Origin of the sequence: Streptomyces sp. B21-083 (assembly GCF_036898825.1) — a bacterium.
In the GTDB taxonomy this organism is placed as follows: domain Bacteria; phylum Actinomycetota; class Actinomycetes; order Streptomycetales; family Streptomycetaceae; genus Streptomyces.
The window spans coordinates 3,082,668-3,099,517 of the sequence record NZ_JARUND010000001.1; the positions used below are offsets into that span (position 1 = coordinate 3,082,668).

Sequence of the window (16,850 nt, forward strand, 5' to 3'; positions counted from 1 at the left end):
ATCTTCCTTCTGTTTCATGGACCGGCGGGGGTTGGCCACCGGACGCTTAAGGGCTTGCGGGAGGGATGCTCAGTGGTGCTCGGCGAGAGCGCCCTGAATGTACGAGCAGGCGAGGAGCACGAAGACGTACGCCTGGACCGCCTGCACGAAAAGCTCGAAGAGGATCATGACGACGGTCATCACGAAGGAGACGCCGGCCGCCGGAACCATCGCACCGTTCAGCAGGTACCAGGAGGCAACGGTGAACATCACCAGCATCAGGTGACCGGCGAACATGTTGGCGAACAGTCGCACCGCGTGCGTGAACGGCCGGACGATCAGGTTCGAGAAGAACTCGATGACCATCACGAGCGGCAGTACCGCGCCGAGCGACTTGTCGTAGCCGGTGACGTTCTTGAAGAAGCCGACAAAGCCGTGCTTCTTGAAGGTCAGCGAAACCCAGACAACGTAGACGATGGCGGCCAGCACCATCGGAAACGCGATGACCGACGAGACCGGGAACTGGGCCAGCGGAATCACGGACCAGATGTTCATGATCCAGATGAAGAAGAAGAGCGAGACCATCAGGGGGACGTACTTCTCGCCCTCCTTCTTGCCGAGCGTCTCGTAGACGATGCCGCGGCGTACGAAGTCGTAACCGGCCTCGCCCACCATCTGCAGCTTGCCCGGGACCACCTTGGCCTTGCCGAAAGCAAGAGTGAAGAAGGTGATGACCAAGAGAGTGGTGATGATCGCGAGCAGCATCACCTTGTTGAACTCGAACCCTCCGACCGTGGCGATCGGCTGGAAGAGGAACGAGTGCAGGCCCGGTGCCGGGAAGCCGCAGCCGTTGTCGGCCATGATCCGACAGTTCCACTCAAAGGCGAGCTGGGTCTGGTCAGCACTCACCACGGGCTCCTTCGGCGTGACGCATGGGTACGGCAACCTCGTTGTGTCGGCGCGGCACACAGCCGCTGGTCGGCACTGGACTGGTGAAACGAATGTGGGGGCGGCTTTGGGGCATCGAGCCTCGCGATTGAGCAGGCGTCAGCTCAGATGCCCGCGCCCGCGATGCCGCAGTTGGCACCGGACGATAGCAGGAGAACCCGACTGCCTTTATCCCGGCCCTACCTCTCACGACGGCGACCCGGACTTCTCGGACTTGTCAGTCTTCGCCGAGTAGTCCGGATCGATGTAGAAGAGCTTGGCCTTCATGTGTGCGCGGGCCTGCGCCGCCATCCACGCGACGGTCGACACGACCAGGGCGACCGCGAAGGCCTTCGGATTGAAGGCCTCGGTGTCCTGGAACAGGCCCACGAAGATCAGCAAAAGCAGGAGCTGGGCGACATAGAGCATCAGCCCCATGGCCTGAAACAAGTGCGGGAGCGTTTTTGCCGTCCACTGCAAGACGTACAACCCAGCACCCATGAAGACGATCGCGAGGACCGTGCCGACCGCGGCGCCGAGCGCACCCTTGCCGCCGACGACCCCGGCGCTGACGGCGATGACAATCGCGCCGACAGCAGCTGTAGGGGCAGCGGTATGCAAAAGGTTCCGGACGTCATTGGACGGCATGGCGGCAACTCCGCTTTCGCAGGGGGCGTGGGGTGTCGTCATGGACGAGCGTAGACCCCGGTTCGAGCGGTGAAACTCACGCCAACCGACCGTCGCACTGCGGTCCTTCGGCTCTGTCCGGGGTTCTCGTGAACCGTATCACAAACTATTTGATGAGGTCTTTACCTCGAAGGTGTGCTCGGTGTCACACATGAGAGTGAACCTGCACGTCTGTGCAGTATCAGCGCCGACTTGTCTGGTATTGAGCGCTTTACCCACCCCCTACTACCCCTACGCTCTCTCTGTTTCAAGCAAAGCGTTAGTCAGATTCTTACCTTGCGGTCAGCGCGACGACCCCGCCTTGCGCTGCTCCAGACGCCGCGAACGGGCGCTGATCGCGGTCGCCCCGTTGACTCCCGAGACCCCGGCCCGCACCGGAGCACGGTGGTCCGGAGCCGTCTCCCCGACCTCGGCCGCCAGAGCGGGCACCGAGGCGGCAGGGGCCGTCGCCTCGGCCTCGGCCGTCCGGCTGCGCCGGTAGCGCGGCGGCACGAACCGCTCGGCCCAGCGCGGGGTGCGCGGCGTGAAGCGCGGCAGCAGCAGGAGGACGAGTCCGATCGCGCTCAGGACCACCACGCTGAGGACGATCCACATGGACGCGTTGTTGACCGAGTAGGACAGGGCTCCGAAGCCGATGAGCGCCGACCAGAAGTACATGATCAGGACGGCCCTGCTGTGCGAGTGCCCGACCTCCAGGAGCCGGTGGTGCAGATGCCCCCGGTCGGCGGCGAACGGCGACTGTCCGCGCCAGGTGCGCCGCACGATGGCCAGCACCAGGTCGGCGGCCGGGATCGCGATGATGGTGAGCGGCATCAGCAGCGGGATGTACACCGGCACCATCTGGTGCACGGTGTTGCGCTCTGACCCGGAGAACAGGTTCATCGCGTCCGGGTCCATCTGTCCGGTGATGGAGATCGCGCCGGCGGCCAGCACCAGCCCGATGAGCATCGACCCGGAGTCCCCCATGAAGATCCGCGCGGGGTGCATGTTGTGCGGCAGGAAGCCGAGGCACATGCCCATCAGGATCACGGCGAACAGGGTGGCCGGGGCGGCGGCCTCGATGCCGTACGAGACCCAGATCCGGTAGGCGTAGAGGAAGAACGCCGCCGACGCGATGCACACCATGCCGGCCGCGAGGCCGTCCAGGCCGTCGACGAAGTTCACCGCGTTGATGGTGATCACGACCAGCGCGACCGTCAGCAGGGTGCCCTGCCACTGGGTCAGCGCGACGTTGCCCACGGACGGGATCGGCAGCCAAAGGATCGTCAGACCCTGCATGACCATGACGCCGGCGGCGATCATCTGCCCGCCGAGCTTGATCAGGGCGTCGATCTCGAACTTGTCGTCCAGAACGCCGATCAGCCAGATCAGCGCGGCGCCGGAGAGCAGCGCCCTCGGCTCGTTCGACTTGCTGAAGACCTCGTGCAGGTTGGTGAGGTGGTCGGCGACCAGCAGTCCGGCGCACAGCCCGAAGAACATCGCGATCCCGCCGAGCCGCGGAGTGGGCTCCCGGTGCACGTCACGGGCCCTGATCTCCGGCATCGCTCCGGCCACGATCGCGAACTTCCGTACCGGCCCTGTCAGCAGATACGTCACCGCGGCCGTGATGCAGAGCGTCAGCAGGTATTCACGCACGGGCTTCCCCACAGGTCTCGCTGGTCATCCAGGCCCCACACCCTAGCGAGGGACGCATAAGGATGGGGACTTCCGGGTAGCGACGATGGTTGCACGTACGGCTGTGCACGAGTTGCCGTCTACCCCTCACCGCCCGGGATACGGCGGAAATCTACCGGCCAGCTCCCGCACTTCTTCACGCGCCCCACCGCTCCCGGCAGCCCCACGCAGCACGCTCGCGAACAGCACCGCGATCCGCGCCATCTCGGCCTCCCCCATCCCCTGTGTGGTCAGCGCCGCTGTCCCTAGCCGCAGCCCACGGCCCTCCCCGTGGGGCAGCGCACAGCAGTCCAGAACCACTCCGGCGGCGGAAAGCAGCCCCCGCGCGGTATGTCCGTCCACGCCCAGGGGTGCCGGATCGACCGTGATGAGATGCGTGTCGGTCCCGCCCGTGGTGACGACAGGTCCCTCGGCGGCCAGCCCCGCCGCCAGCACCCGTGCGTTGGCGACCACCTGATGGGCGTACGCCGTGAAGGCCGGGGTCGCCGCCTCGCCGAAGGCGACCGCCTTGGCGGCGATCGTGTGCATCTGCGCGCCCCCCTGCGTGAACGGGAAAACCGCCCGGTCGACCCGTTCTGCCAGCTCCGCGCCGCACAGCAGCAGCCCACCGCGCGGCCCGCGCAGCACCTTGTGCGTGGTCGCGCAGACGACATCGGCGTACGGCACCGGACTCGGCGCCGCTCCCCCGGCGACGAGCCCGATGGGGTGGGCGGCGTCCGCGATGAGGTACGCGCCGGCCTCGTCGGCGATCTCGCGGAAGACGGCGTAGTCGATGTGCCGGGGATAGGCGATCGACCCGCAGACGATCGCCTTGGGGCGATGCGTACGGGCGAGGGCGCGCACCTGCTCGTAGTCGATGAGCCCGCTCTCCGCGTCCACCCCGTAGGGGACGAAGTCGAACCAGCGCCCGGAGAAGTTGGCGGGCGACCCGTGGGTCAGGTGGCCGCCGTAGGGCAGGCCGAGGGCGAGGACGGTGTCACCGGGGCGCAGCAGGGCGGCGTAGGCGGCCAGCACGGCCGAAGACCCGGAGTGGGACTGGACGTTGGCGTGTTCGGCGCCGAACAGGGCCCTGGCCCGCCGCACGGCGACGCGCTCGGCGACGTCGACGATCTCGCAGCCGCCGTGGTGCCGGGCGCCCGGATACCCCTCGGCGTACTTGTTGGCGAGCGGCGAGCCGAGCGCGGCCAGCACGGCGGGCGAGGTGAAGTTCTCGGCGGCGATCAGCTGCAACGTCGTCGCCTGCCGCTCGGCTTCCCCGAGGATCACCTCGGCAAGCTCGGGGTCCTGCCGACGCAGCACATCGACGGCGGCATCGCTCTCAAGGGCATGTACGACCGACATGGCGAACTCCGGACGTCGACGATGACGTACGTCCAATGTAGGCCGTAAGGCCCTACAGGGGCGCGGGGAACTGCGCGACCAGCCACGACGGACCGGCAGGCGCACAACGACACCCAGGGGCAGGACAGCGGGCGTTCATGCCTTCGCAGGCACCCCGGTCAGCGCGGTCACCACCGGATCCAGCGCGAGCTGTATCTCGTCCCCGATCGACCGGAAGAACGTCAGGGGCGCCCCGTACGGGTCGTACACCTCGTCCGCCTCCGCCGTGGGCGCCAGGAGCCACCCGCGTAGAGCCGCCGCGGCGCGGACCAGGGCGCGCGCCCGTTCGATCATGCCGTCGTCCAGCGGGGGCAGCGTGGCCGGGTCTATCGCCTTCACCAGGCGCGTGAACTCCTTCAGCGTGAAGGTGCGCAGGCCCGCCGAGTGCCCCATGGAGATGACCTGCGCGCGGTGGTCCCGCGTGGCCGTCAGCACCAGGTCCGCCCGGATCACGTGCTCGTCGAGCAGTTCGCGCCCGGTGAAGCCGGAGGGGTCCGCGCCGAACTCCGCGAGGACCGCCTCCGCGTTGGCCTCCATGGGCGCGCCCTCGTGGCCCCACGTACCGGCGCTCTCCACGATCAGGCCGCCCCACAGGGGGTCGCCGAGCCGGTCCGCCAGGGCATGACGGGTCAGCCGCTCGGTGATCGGTGAGCGGCATACGTTGCCGGTGCTGACATGGAGGATGCGGAAGGCGTCCCGCGAGGCCCCGTTCCACTGCTGAGCCCCCGTGACCCCCTGACGCGTGCCTATGCCACGCCCCGCGTCAGGGGCTGTCAATTCGCCACCTCGAGGTCGGGGACCACCTTGCGCAGCTCCTCGGCCGACAGCGCGCCCGCACGGAGCAGGACCGGAACCTTGCCCGTGACGTCGACGATCGACGAGGGGACGATGCCGGGCGTGGGGCCGCCGTCCAGGTAGACGGAGACGGAGTCGCCGAGCATCTCCTGGGCGGCGTCGCAGTCCTCGGGGGACGGGTGGCCGGTCAGGTTGGCGGAGGAGACCGCCATGGGGCCGACCTCGGTCAGCAGCTCGATGGCCACCGGGTGCAGCGGCATGCGCACGGCGACCGTGCCCCGGGTGTCGCCCAGGTCCCACTGGAGGGACGGCTGGTGCTTGGCGACGAGCGTGAGGGCGCCCGGCCAGAAGGCGTCGACGAGTTCCCAGGCCATCTCGGAGAAGTCCGTGACGAGGCCGTGCAGGGTGTTCGGGGAACCGATCAGGACGGGCGTGGGCATGCCACGGCCACGGCCCTTGGCCGCCAGCAGGTCGTTGACGGCCTCGGAGGAGAACGCGTCGGCGCCGATGCCGTAGACCGTGTCGGTCGGGAGGACCACCAGCTCGCCGCGGCGGACGGCGGACGCTGCCTCGCGCAGACCGGTCGTGCGGTCGGTCGCGTCGTTGGTGTCGTATCGCCGAGCCATTTAGCGGGCCTCCTCGTACACGTACTGCTGGGGGTAGAGAGTCTGGGTGCTGCTCACGGCGTGGCCCTGCGGGCGGTCGCGAAGCGCGGGCGGTTGTTGAGGTCCGGGTGGTCGGCCGCGTCGGCCCAGCCGCGTTCCTCGGTGAAGATCCACGGCACCTGGCCGCCCTGGGTGTCCGCGTGCTCGACGACGACGACGCCGCCGGGACGCAGCAGCCGGTGGGCGGTGCGTTCCAGACCCCGGATGAGGTCGAGACCGTCCTCGCCCGAGAACAGGGCGAGTTCGGGATCGTGGTCCCGGGCCTCGGGGGCGACGTACTCCCACTCCGTGAGCGGGATGTACGGCGGGTTGGAGATGACCAGGTCGACCTGGCCGTCGAGGTCCGGGAAGGCGTCCAGGGCGTTGCCCTGACGCAGGTCGACCCTGGACCCCTCCATGTTCTTGCGGGTCCACGCCAGGGCGTCCTCGGACAGCTCCACGGCGTGCACCCGGGAGCGCGGGACCTCCTGGGCGAGGGCCAGCGCGATGGCGCCGGATCCGGTGCACAGGTCGACGATCAGGGGCTCGACGACGTCCATCGCGCGGACGGCGTCTATGGCCCAGCCGACGACCGACTCGGTCTCGGGACGCGGCACGAACACGCCTGGCCCGACCTGGAGTTCCAGGTAGCGGAAGAAGGCGCGCCCGGTGATGTGCTGGAGCGGTTCGCGGGCCTCGCGGCGGGCGATGACCTCCCAGTAGCGGGCGTCGAAGTCGATGTCCTTGACGGTGTGCAGCGTGCCCCGCTTCACGCCGTGCACGAACGCGGCGAGCTCCTCCGCGTCGTTGCGCGGCGAGGGCACGCCCGCGTCGGCGAGCCGCTGGGTGGCCTGGGCCACCTCCGCGAGCAGCAAGCTGCGGGGGCTCGGGGGCCGTCCCCCAATGTTCTGCTGCACGCTGGTCCTCCGGTACTCGTGACTCGTACGGGGCCGTACTGGGCTTGCTCGTACTGGGCTCGTACGGGTGTTACGCCGCCGCGAGCTTCGCTGCGGAGTCCGCGTCGACACACGCCTGGATGACCGCGTCGAGGTCGCCGTCCAGTACCTGGTCGAGGTTGTAGGACTTGAAGCCGACACGGTGGTCCGAGAGGCGATTCTCCGGGAAGTTGTACGTACGGATCTTCTCGGAGCGGTCGACGGTGCGGACCTGGCTGCGGCGGGCGTCGGCGGCCTCCTTCTCCGCTTCCTCCACGGCTGCCGCGAGGAGCCTGGAGCGCAGGATACGCATCGCCTGCTCCTTGTTCTGCAGCTGGCTCTTCTCGTTCTGGCAGGAGGCGACGACTCCGGTCGGAACGTGCGTGATGCGCACCGCAGAGTCGGTCGTGTTGACGGACTGGCCGCCGGGCCCCGAGGAGCGGTACACGTCGATGCGGAGGTCGTTCGGGTTGATCTCCACGTCGACCTCCTCCGCCTCGGGGGTGACCAGGACACCGGCCGCGGAGGTGTGGATACGGCCCTGGGACTCGGTCGCGGGCACGCGCTGGACGCGGTGCACCCCGCCCTCGTACTTCAGACGGGCCCAGACGCCCTGGCCGGGCTCGGTGGCACCCTGGCCGCCCTTGGTCTTCACGGCGACCTGGACGTCCTTGTAGCCGCCCAGCTCGGACTCGGTGGCGTCGATGATCTCGGTCTTCCACCCGACGCGCTCGGCGTACCGGAGGTACATGCGCAGGAGGTCCCCGGCGAACAGGGCGGACTCGTCGCCGCCGGCGCCGGCCTTGACCTCCAGGATGACGTCCTTGTCGTCGTTGGGGTCACGCGGAACGAGCAGCAGGCGCAGCTTCTCGGTGAGCTCCTCGCGCAGCTTCTCCAGTTCCTTGACCTCGGCGGCGAAGTCGGGGTCGTCGAGGGCGTACTCCTTCGCCGTGCCGACGTCCTCCCCGGTCTGCTTCCAGGAGCGGTACGTCCCGACGATCGGGGTCAGCTCGGCGTAGCGCTTGTTGAGCTTGCGCGCGTTGGCCTGGTCGGCGTGCACCGACGGGTCGGCGAGCTTCTTCTCCAGGTCGGCGTGCTCGGTGAGCAGATCCTCGACGGCCTCGAACATGGGGGCTCCTGAAAACGTCTGTACGTTCTGTACGTGGGGGAAGTGGGGCGACCAAAAACGCCGGTCCAGGTACGCCCCGGAGGGCGAACGTGGACCGGCGCTGGTGCCTCGCTACTTCTTGGAGCCGGCAGCGGCCTTGCCGAAGCGGGCCTCGAAGCGGGCCACGCGGCCACCGGTGTCGAGGATCTTCTGCTTGCCCGTGTAGAACGGGTGGCACTCGGAGCAGACCTCGGCGCGGATGTTGCCGCTCGTGATCGTGCTGCGGGTGGTGAACGACGCGCCACAGGTGCAGCTGACCTGCGTCTCGACGTACTCGGGGTGGACTTCGCGCTTCAAGGGGTTCTCCTAGTTTCGGGAGGGCTCCGGGTCGCCTCCGCGGGATGCGGGTGCGTGAACCGGGGCCGACGTACCAGTCTGCCAGGACTGGGCGCATCTCCCCAAACCGGGGGTTCGCCTCGAGTATTCCCTGCGGGTGCGTCGTGGCTTGTCGCGCAGTTACCCGCGCCCCTGAGAAAGCAGGGGGCTGCGCCCCTGCTTTCTCAGCTCACCACGCCTGCCGCGTCGCCCTTTGCCGTGCCCTTGGTGGCGGCTGCCGGGACGGGGCGGTCGGCCTTCAGGGCGTTCCAGACCAGCCGTGCCTTGGTCTTGTCGACCATGACCCTGTTGGGGTTGGCCGGGTCGTATTCGACCGGCATGGTGATCATGGTCATGTGGGCGGAGCTGATGCTCTTGAGGCCCGTCGCGAAGGAGGTGAGGGTGCGTACGGAGCCCAGGTCGGAGTCGGTCGTGACGGCCTTGGTGGCGGTGTCCGCCAGGTCGAAGAGCTTCTTGGGGTTCGTCAGGACGCCCACATGCTTGATCTGGTCGACGAGGGCCTTGATGAACGCCTGCTGGAGCTGGATGCGGCCCAGGTCGGAGCCGTCGCCGACGCCGTGACGGGTGCGGACCAGCCCGAGGGCCTGCCGGCCGTTCAGCTTGTGCGTGCCGGCCTTGAGGTTCAGGTGGCTGTCGGAGTCCTCGATGTCCTTCGTCGTGGTCACCTTGACGCCGCCCAGCTCGTCGACGAGCTTCTGGAAGCCGGTGAAGTCGACCTCGACGTAGTGGTCCATGCGGATCCCGGAGAGCGACTCGACGGTCTTCACCGCGCAGGCGGCGCCCCCCGTGGAGTACGCGGAGTTGAACATCACGCCGGAGGCCGCGTCGTGCGTGACGCCCTTGACGTCCGTGCACTCGGGACGGTCGACGAGGGTGTCCCGGGGTATGGAGACCACACTGGCCTTCTTGTGACCCTCGTAGACGTGGACGATCATCGCGGTGTCCGAGCGGGCGCTGCCGTCGTCCGTGCCGCCGCCGAGCTTCTTGTTGGCGCCGGAGCGGGTGTCTGAGCCCAGGACCAGGATGTCCTCGGAGCCGTTGTCGACGTCGGCGGGGCGGTCGGTGCCGAGGACCTGGTTGATGTCGACGCTCTTGATGTTGCCGTTGAGCTTGAAGTACACGTAACCGAGGCCGGTGCCGCCGAGCACGACGATGGCCGCGGCGACCCATGCGGTGATCAGGAGCGCCCTGGAGTGCTTGCCACGGGGCTTGCGGCGGCTGCGTCGCTTCGCTGGATCAAGCGGATTGCTCTCGGCGGACATGCGCTTCCCTCGGTCTCGTCCGGTCGGTTACCCCCTGCTTTCAGGGCCAGTCCTTTTCCGTCGTAACTCGGTCAGTCAGACGGTCATTACGGAAAAAGGGTTGCACAACGCACTGTGCCCTTCGCGTGGCGCGAAGGGCACAGTGCGTGACCGGACGGGCGGGATCTTCCTCGTGAATCACCCAGAAGACCCCTATCACCTGCGGGTTCAGCTGATGATGTCCCACTGCTTGTAGTCGGTTCCGACGGACTTCGGTGTGCCGAAGATCTCGCTCGTACCCTTGCCGGTGCCCGGGTAGAGGTACATCGTCCCGGCGGGCGTACGGGCCAGGAAGTCGGCCTTTCCGTCGCCGGTCACGTCGCCCGGCGTGACGAGGGTGTTGAAGCCGCTCCAGGTGCGCACCTTGACCCGGGGGACGAAGGCCTGGGAGCCGGTCTTGCCGTTGCCCTTGAGGAGGTAGCCGACGCCGCCGGTCTTGGTGCGGGCGAGCAGGTCGGCCTTGCCGTCGCCGTTGAAGTCGCCGTGGCCGACGATCGAGTTGTACTGGTTCCAGCCGCTGGAGACCTTCGACGGCGCCCCGAAGGTGCCGTTGCCGTTGCCCGGGTAGATCCACAGGACACCCGCGGAGTCGACCGAGAGGACGTCGGGCTTGTAGTCGCCGGTGACGTCGCCGGGGGTGATGATCCGGGTGCGGCTCTTCCAGTTGGCGAAGATCTGCTTCGTGTCCCAGGCGCCGCCGCTGCCGTCGGACGTGGGCACGTAGTGCATCCAGTAGACGGCGCCAGAGGCGCTGTCACGGATCACCAGGTCCTGGTAGTCGTCCCGGTTCAGGTCGGTCTGCAGGACGACGTTGACGCCGTCCCAGTTGCCCCAGGGCTCGCTGGCGCCGAAGCTGGTGCCCTTGGAGTCCTTCTCGTAGGCGACCTTCGTGGAAGCGCGGCGCAGCCACAGGTCGGCCATCTGGTCACCGCTGAGGTTCGCGTCCTCGACCCGCGGGTACACGGCGCCGACGTACGAGGTGACCTTCGAGAAGACGCTGTAGGCGCCCTTCTCCACGCAGTCCGTCACACCCCACGAGACGACGCCGACGACCTTGCCGGCGACCACGAGCGGCCCGCCGGAGTCGCCGTTGCAGGTCGTGGTGGTACCGGTGTCGCTGCCGGTGGCGGGCTTGCCCGCGCAGACCATGTGGCCCTTGACGTAGTCGCTGCCGTACGCGCCCGTGCAGGTGGCGTCGGACTGGATGGGCAGCGTGGCCGTCTTGAGGGTCGCGGAGATGTCCTGGGTGGTGGAGCTGGTGCGCCCCCAGCCGTAGACCTTGGCGTTGGTGAGCGCCTTGTAGGACGTGGTGTCACCGGACGTCGTCATCCGGATCGGCGCGGCCTTGACGGGATACGCGAGCGTCAGGACGGCGATGTCGTTGTCGAACGTCACCGAGCTGTACGACGGGTTGTTCCACTGGCGCCAGACGCCCGAGACGGTGCCGTCCGTGTTTCCGTCGGCGTCCGGAAGCGTGGTGGTGCCGGTGATGACGGCGCCGTTGGCCTTCCAGTTGTAGCCCTTGACGCAGTGCGCGGCGGTGAGGATCTTCGTCGGCGCGATGACGGCGCCGCCGCAGAAGAAGTCGACGTCGTCGCCGGTCGCGGTCGTGCCCTTGTCGTCGGCGTACCAGAGCTGGGCCATGTACGGCGCCGACGAGATGGTGGTCGTCGAACCACCGATGATCTTGGCGTCCTTGGTGCCCGCGACGGTGCCCGCGGTGAACGTCGTCTTCTTGGAAGCCAGGGTGTCGTCACTGGTGGCCGCGTCCGCGACGCGCTTCTCCAGCTCGGTGCTGCTGGTCGTGCTGCGACTGAGGTCGGCGGTGGGCCGCGGCAGGGCCGTGGCGGCGTTCGCGGACGACATCATCAGCGCACCGGTGACCGCGGCGGCGAGGCCGACGGCGACCGCAGGAACGGCGATCCGCACACGTCGTCTGTGGCGGCCCTCACCGGACAGGGATATACCCACTCAAGTCCCCCCTAGGGATCGTTAGTTCGGGCACACCACGAGAATCGGCCCGAAGAGCGCGATCGTACACCTGTCGCATACACCATAAAGGGCCACCCCCCTAACAGGGGATGGCCCTTTATGAACTGCTCGAACTACGTGAACCGCTGGAACTGCTGTAACTGCCCGAACTACTTACCGACCGTCAGTCGTTGTTGTTGCCCGGCGTGGTCTTCTGGATCTGGAGCAGGAACTCGGCGTTCGACTTCGTCTGCTTCATTTTGTCGAGGAGCAGTTCGATCGCCTGCTGCTGGTCGAGCGCGTGCAGCACCCGGCGCAGCTTCCAGGTGACGGCGAGTTCGTCGCTGCCGAGCAGGATCTCTTCCTTACGGGTACCGGACGCGTCGACGTCCACCGCCGGGAAGATGCGCTTGTCGGCGAGCTTCCGGTCGAGCTTGAGCTCGGCGTTGCCGGTGCCCTTGAACTCCTCGAAGATGACCTCGTCCATGCGGGACCCGGTGTCCACCAGCGCGGTGGCGAGGATGGTCAGCGAGCCGCCGTCCTCGATGTTTCGGGCCGCACCGAAGAAGCGCTTCGGCGGGTACAGGGCGGTCGAGTCGACACCACCGGACAGGATGCGGCCGGAGGCCGGGGCGGCGAGGTTGTACGCACGGCCCAGACGTGTGATCGAGTCCAGGAGTACGACGACGTCGTGGCCCAGTTCCACCAGGCGCTTGGCGCGCTCGATGGCCAGCTCGGCGACCGTGGTGTGGTCCTCGGCCGGGCGGTCGAAGGTCGAGGAGATGACCTCGCCCTTCACCGACCGCTGCATGTCGGTGACCTCTTCCGGACGCTCGTCGACCAGGACGACCATCAGGTGGCACTCGGGGTTGTTGGTGGTGATCGCGTTGGCGATCGCCTGCATGATCATGGTCTTGCCGGTCTTCGGCGGGGCCACGATCAGACCGCGCTGGCCCTTACCGATCGGCGCGACGAGGTCGATGATGCGGGTGGTGAGGATGCCCGGGTCGGTCTCCAGACGGAGGCGGTCCTGCGGGTAGAGCGGGGTCAGCTTGTTGAACTCCGGCCGCCCGCGCCCGGATTCGGCCGCCATGCCGTTGGCCGAGTCGAGACGCACCAGCGCGTTGAACTTCTCGCGGCGCTCGCCGTCCTTGGGCTGACGCACGGCACCGGTGACGTGGTCGCCCTTACGCAGGCCGTTCTTGCGGACCTGGGCGAGGGAGACATACACGTCGTTGGGACCCGGCAGGTAGCCCGACGTACGGATGAAGGCGTAGTTGTCGAGGATGTCCAGGATGCCCGCGACGGGGATCAGGACGTCGTCGTCGGCGACCTGCGGCTCGTTCGGGCCGAACTCCTCGCGCCCACGACGGCCACGGCGGTCGCGGTAGCGACCGCGACGGCCACGGCGTCCGCCGTCGAAGTCGTCGTCGTCCTGCGGCCCGTTGTCGCGCGGGCCGTTGTCGCGCGGCTGGCTGTCCCGCTGGTCACGCTGGTCGCGCTGCTGCCGGTCCTGCCGCTCCTGGCGGTCCGGACGGCCGCCGGTCTGCTGCTGGCCACCCTGCTGGGCGGCGCGCTGCTGGGCACCGGCCGGCTGCTGCTCGTCGCCCTTGGCGCCACGGCGGTCGCGGTCCCGGCCGCGGTCACCGCGGTCGCTACGGTCCCGGCGGTCACGGCGGCCCTGGCGGCCGTCGCCGTCACCGGTGTCGGCCTGCGTCTCGCCCTTCGGCTCGCTCTTCGCCTCGGCTACGACCGTCTCGGGGCTGCCGACCTCGGCGGTGGCACGGCGCCGGCGGCGCTCGGCCGGGGCGTCGTCGCTGGCAGGCTGGCCGGGGATCTCGATCTGCTGCTGGGCCACGGCCTTCTCGGCGGGCGCCTCGACGACCTGTACGGCCGCCTTCTTCTCGGCGGCGGGCGCGGTGTCCTCACCCGTGCGGGCCTTGGAGGTGGCGCGGCGCCTGGGCTTGGTCTCGACGGCGTCCCCGGCGGGGGCGGCTGCGGCCTTGGGGGTCCCGCCCCCGGCCTGCGCCTCCTTGATGACCTCGATCAGCTGGCTCTTGCGCATCCGCGCGGTGCCCTTGATCCCGAGGCCGGATGCGACCTGCTGCAGTTCGGCCAGCACCATGCCGTCGAGGCCGGTACCGCGGCGCCGCCGGGAGCCGGCACCCGTGGCAGGCGCGGAGGCGTCCGTGGAGGGCGCCGCAGCGGTCTCCTCGACACGTGCGCCCATCAGATCGGTGGTGTCGCTCACGAAGGGTCCTTCCCTGGAGCGGACGTCGGCCTGTCTGGCACGGCGACCGGTTTTGCTGTCCGGCTGCGATCCTTCATGAGTGGACCGTGCCGGGGCGGTGGTCCGCCGAAGCGGCGGAAGAGGTTTCTGGTGATGGCGCTTCCCAAAACCGTGACACTGACTGTCCGTGTCAGGCGGCTTGGTCACACCGGTTCCGGAGCGTGCCCTGAATGCCGCTCAGCGCCTGCACACGACGAATCGAACGCCGCATGAAACACAGAGTGGCTTGGGGGGCTCCCGGAAGAATGTCTGTCCCGGACGGGGACAGAAAGCACCTCGCCATGGTGGGGTCGGGTGCAGACTTGAGGTTAACACTACCGGATCCAACAAACATTCCCCCTCTCCAAATCCGGCAACCGTATGTAGTTGAATGTCACAGCGTTGGATGTCGCAGCGTTAAATGTCGCGGCCTCGATCGCCGCGGCGTCTAATGCCGCAAGTTCCCTGGTGCGCGCCCCGTTGATGTCGTCGCCCTAACTCTCTCCGGGTGCCGCGAGCGGCAGAACGCTCGCGCCCCGGGCGTCGAGGCCGAGCCGGTTGGCGGCCCAGCCCTCGCCCGCCAGCCGGGAGACCTTGTCGGCGGTCGCCTCGTCGGCCAGCGCCAGGACCGTGGGTCCGGCGCCGGAGATCACCGCCGGGATGCCGTCGGCCCGCAGCCGCTCCACCAGCGCCGTGCTCTCCGGCATGGCCGGGGCGCGGTAGTCCTGGTGCAGCCGGTCCTCGGTGGCCGGCAGCAGCAGCTCGGGACGCCTGGTCAGAGCCTCGACGAGCAGGGCCGCGCGTCCCGCGTTGGTGGCGGCGTCGACATGCGGGACGGTGCGCGGCAGGAGGCCTCGCGCGGTCTCCGTGAGCACCGCCTTCCCGGGGACGAACACCACCGGGACGACTGAACCGGCGGGCTCCATCCTGATCGCCCGGGCGGCGCCGGCCTCCATCCAGGAGAGCGTGAACCCACCGAGCAGACAGGCCGCGACGTTGTCCGGGTGTCCCTCGATCTCGGTGGCGAGTTCGAGCAGCGCCTCGTCGTCGAGCCGGCTGTCGCCGCCTATGGTGACGGCCCGCGCGGCGACGATGCCGGCGCAGATGGCCGCCGAGGAGGAGCCGAGTCCCCGTCCGTGCGGGATCCGGTTGGCGCACACGATCTCCAGGCCGCGGGGCTGTCCGCCCAGCAGGTCGAAGGCGGTGCGCAGGGACCGTACGAGCAGGTGGTTCTCGTCGCGCGGGAGGGTCTCGCTGCCCTCACCCGCGATGTCGATGTGCAGCCCGGAGTCGGCCACCCGGACGACCACGTCGTCGTACAACGCCAGCGACAGGCCGAGGGCGTCGAAGCCCGGACCGAGATTGGCGCTGGTGGCGGGGACGCGCACCCGGACGGCGGCGGCACGGAACGCTGGACCGGCCATCGCTCGATGACTCTCCTTGAGCTGCGATTTCGTCGAAGACGTTCGATACGGCACTGGGAAACGGCGGGAAACGGCTACTGGAAGAACGGCTGGAGACCTACGGGGAGACCCTCGGCCGCTGAGGCAACGCGGCACCGCGCCATACGCGGGGGCATATGCGGCGGGCGGGTTCACCCCAGCTTATCGAAGGAAGGTTCTGTGGCGACATAGGGCGCACAGGAGGCGCACGATGCGTGTCGTAAGCCCCCTGTGCACCCGACGTGGGGAGTACCCCACTTCCGGCGTTTCAGTACCCGGTCTACGCGAGTCCGAGTCGCTCGGCGGCGGTCGCGGCGTCCACCGGGACGACGACCGGCTTCGGTGCGCCCTCGGTGGCCCAGCCCGGGTCCTTCAGGCCGTTGCCGGTGACCGTGCAGACGATGGTCTGGCCCGGGTCGACCTTGCCCTGCTCGGCCAGCTTCAGCAGACCGGCGACGGACGCGGCGGACGCCGGCTCGACGAAAACACCCTCCTGCGCGGCCAACAGCCGGTAGGCGCGCAGGATCTCACGGTCCGTCACCTCGTCGATGAGGCCGCCCGACTCGTCGCGCGCGGCCAGCGCCTGCTTCCAGGAGGCCGGGTTGCCGATGCGGATCGCGGTGGCGAGCGTCGAGGGGTCCTTGACGATCTCGCCGCGCACGATCGGCGCACTGCCGGCCGCCTGGAACCCCCACATGCGCGGGGTGCGCCGGGCGATGCCGTCGACGGCGTACTCGGTGTAGCCCTTCCAGTACGCGGTGATGTTGCCCGCGTTGCCGACCGGCAGGACGTGGATGTCGGGCGCGTCGCCGAGCATGTCGACGATCTCGAAGGCGGCCGTCTTCTGGCCCTCGATACGCACCGGGTTGACCGAATTCACCAGCGCCACAGGGTAGTTGTCGCTCAGGGAGCGGGCGAGGGTGAGGCAGTCGTCGAAGTTGCCGTCGACCTGGAGGATCTTGGCGCCGTGGACGAGCGCCTGCCCCATCTTGCCGAGGGCGATCTTGCCCTGCGGCACGAGGACGGCCGAGACCATGCCCGCGCGCACGGCGTACGCGGCGGCGGAGGCAGACGTGTTGCCCGTGGAGGCACAGATGACCGCCTTGGCGCCCTCCTCCTTGGCCCGGGTGATGGCCATGGTCATTCCGCGGTCCTTGAAGGACCCGGTCGGGTTGGCGCCCTCCACCTTGAGGTGGACCTCGCAGCCCGTGCGCTCGGAGAGCACCTGCGCGGGGACGAGAGGCGTGCCGCCCTCGCGAAGCGTCACGACCGGTGTGCTGGCGGAGACGGGCAGCCGGTCCCGGTACTCCTCGATGATTCCGCGCCACTGGTGGGTCATTGC

The 16,850-nt window shown here is 68.7% G+C and carries 14 protein-coding genes; all 14 read right to left on the reverse strand.

The genetic code is table 11. The features are described from left to right. Positions 1 to 69: 69 nt before the first annotated feature. The 14 genes from atpB to thrC all read right to left on the reverse strand — a co-directional run bounded on the left by atpB (position 70) and on the right by thrC (position 16,847). Positions 70 to 888 (reverse strand): F0F1 ATP synthase subunit A, encoded by an 819-nt coding sequence (atpB, locus tag QA861_RS13685; protein ID WP_503461735.1) that lies wholly within the window; start codon positions 886 to 888, stop codon positions 70 to 72. Between the two features lie 225 nt (positions 889 to 1,113). Further along, complete coding sequence (locus QA861_RS13690; RefSeq protein ID WP_334588610.1) at positions 1,114 to 1,554, reverse strand: Cg1360 family ATP-synthase-associated protein; 441 nt, start codon at positions 1,552 to 1,554, stop codon at positions 1,114 to 1,116. Between the two features lie 321 nt (positions 1,555 to 1,875). Next, positions 1,876 to 3,228 carry an MraY family glycosyltransferase gene (locus QA861_RS13695; protein WP_334588611.1) on the reverse strand — a complete coding sequence of 451 codons (1,353 nt, stop codon included), beginning with the start codon at positions 3,226 to 3,228 and terminating at the stop codon, positions 1,876 to 1,878. Positions 3,229 to 3,354: 126 nt separating this feature from the next. Continuing rightward, positions 3,355 to 4,608, reverse strand: a complete 1,254-nt coding sequence (gene glyA, locus QA861_RS13700) for a serine hydroxymethyltransferase (RefSeq protein ID WP_334588612.1) — start codon at positions 4,606 to 4,608, stop codon at positions 3,355 to 3,357. A gap of 135 nt (positions 4,609 to 4,743) precedes the next feature. Further along, positions 4,744 to 5,424 (reverse strand): arsenate reductase/protein-tyrosine-phosphatase family protein, encoded by a 681-nt coding sequence (locus QA861_RS13705; protein WP_006381660.1) that lies wholly within the window; start codon positions 5,422 to 5,424, stop codon positions 4,744 to 4,746. Further along, entirely contained in the window at positions 5,421 to 6,068 is a 648-nt protein-coding gene (locus QA861_RS13710) for an L-threonylcarbamoyladenylate synthase (protein WP_334588613.1), read from the reverse strand. Before QA861_RS13710 ends, QA861_RS13705 begins: the two co-directional genes overlap by 4 nt. Before the next feature lie 53 nt (positions 6,069 to 6,121). After that, positions 6,122 to 6,961 (reverse strand): peptide chain release factor N(5)-glutamine methyltransferase, encoded by an 840-nt coding sequence (prmC, locus tag QA861_RS13715; protein ID WP_307626935.1) that lies wholly within the window; start codon positions 6,959 to 6,961, stop codon positions 6,122 to 6,124. Positions 6,962 to 7,073: 112 nt separating this feature from the next. After that, on the reverse strand, positions 7,074 to 8,150 hold the full coding sequence (gene prfA / locus QA861_RS13720) for a peptide chain release factor 1 (protein WP_334588614.1): 1,077 nt from the start codon (positions 8,148 to 8,150) through the stop codon (positions 7,074 to 7,076). Between the two features lie 111 nt (positions 8,151 to 8,261). Beyond that, a complete protein-coding gene (gene rpmE / locus QA861_RS13725) occupies positions 8,262 to 8,486 on the reverse strand; it encodes a 50S ribosomal protein L31 (RefSeq protein WP_006381676.1) in 225 nt (74 codons plus the stop codon). A 203-nt stretch (positions 8,487 to 8,689) separates the two neighbouring features. Beyond that, the gene (locus QA861_RS13730) at positions 8,690 to 9,787 is read right to left on the reverse strand and encodes an LCP family protein (RefSeq protein ID WP_334588615.1); all 1,098 of its coding nucleotides are present in this window, start codon (positions 9,785 to 9,787) and stop codon (positions 8,690 to 8,692) included. Positions 9,788 to 9,994: 207 nt separating this feature from the next. Further along, positions 9,995 to 11,755: a trypsin-like serine protease gene (locus QA861_RS13735; protein ID WP_334588616.1), complete on the reverse strand. Its 1,761-nt coding sequence runs from the start codon at positions 11,753 to 11,755 to the stop codon at positions 9,995 to 9,997. Positions 11,756 to 11,981: 226 nt separating this feature from the next. Then, entirely contained in the window at positions 11,982 to 14,048 is a 2,067-nt protein-coding gene (gene rho / locus QA861_RS13740; RefSeq protein WP_334588617.1) for a transcription termination factor Rho, read from the reverse strand. A 512-nt stretch (positions 14,049 to 14,560) separates the two neighbouring features. Then, positions 14,561 to 15,490 carry a homoserine kinase gene (gene thrB / locus QA861_RS13745; RefSeq protein ID WP_006381659.1) on the reverse strand — a complete coding sequence of 310 codons (930 nt, stop codon included), beginning with the start codon at positions 15,488 to 15,490 and terminating at the stop codon, positions 14,561 to 14,563. A gap of 298 nt (positions 15,491 to 15,788) precedes the next feature. Beyond that, positions 15,789 to 16,847 carry a threonine synthase gene (thrC, locus tag QA861_RS13750; RefSeq protein ID WP_334588618.1) on the reverse strand — a complete coding sequence of 353 codons (1,059 nt, stop codon included), beginning with the start codon at positions 16,845 to 16,847 and terminating at the stop codon, positions 15,789 to 15,791. Positions 16,848 to 16,850 lie beyond the last annotated feature (3 nt).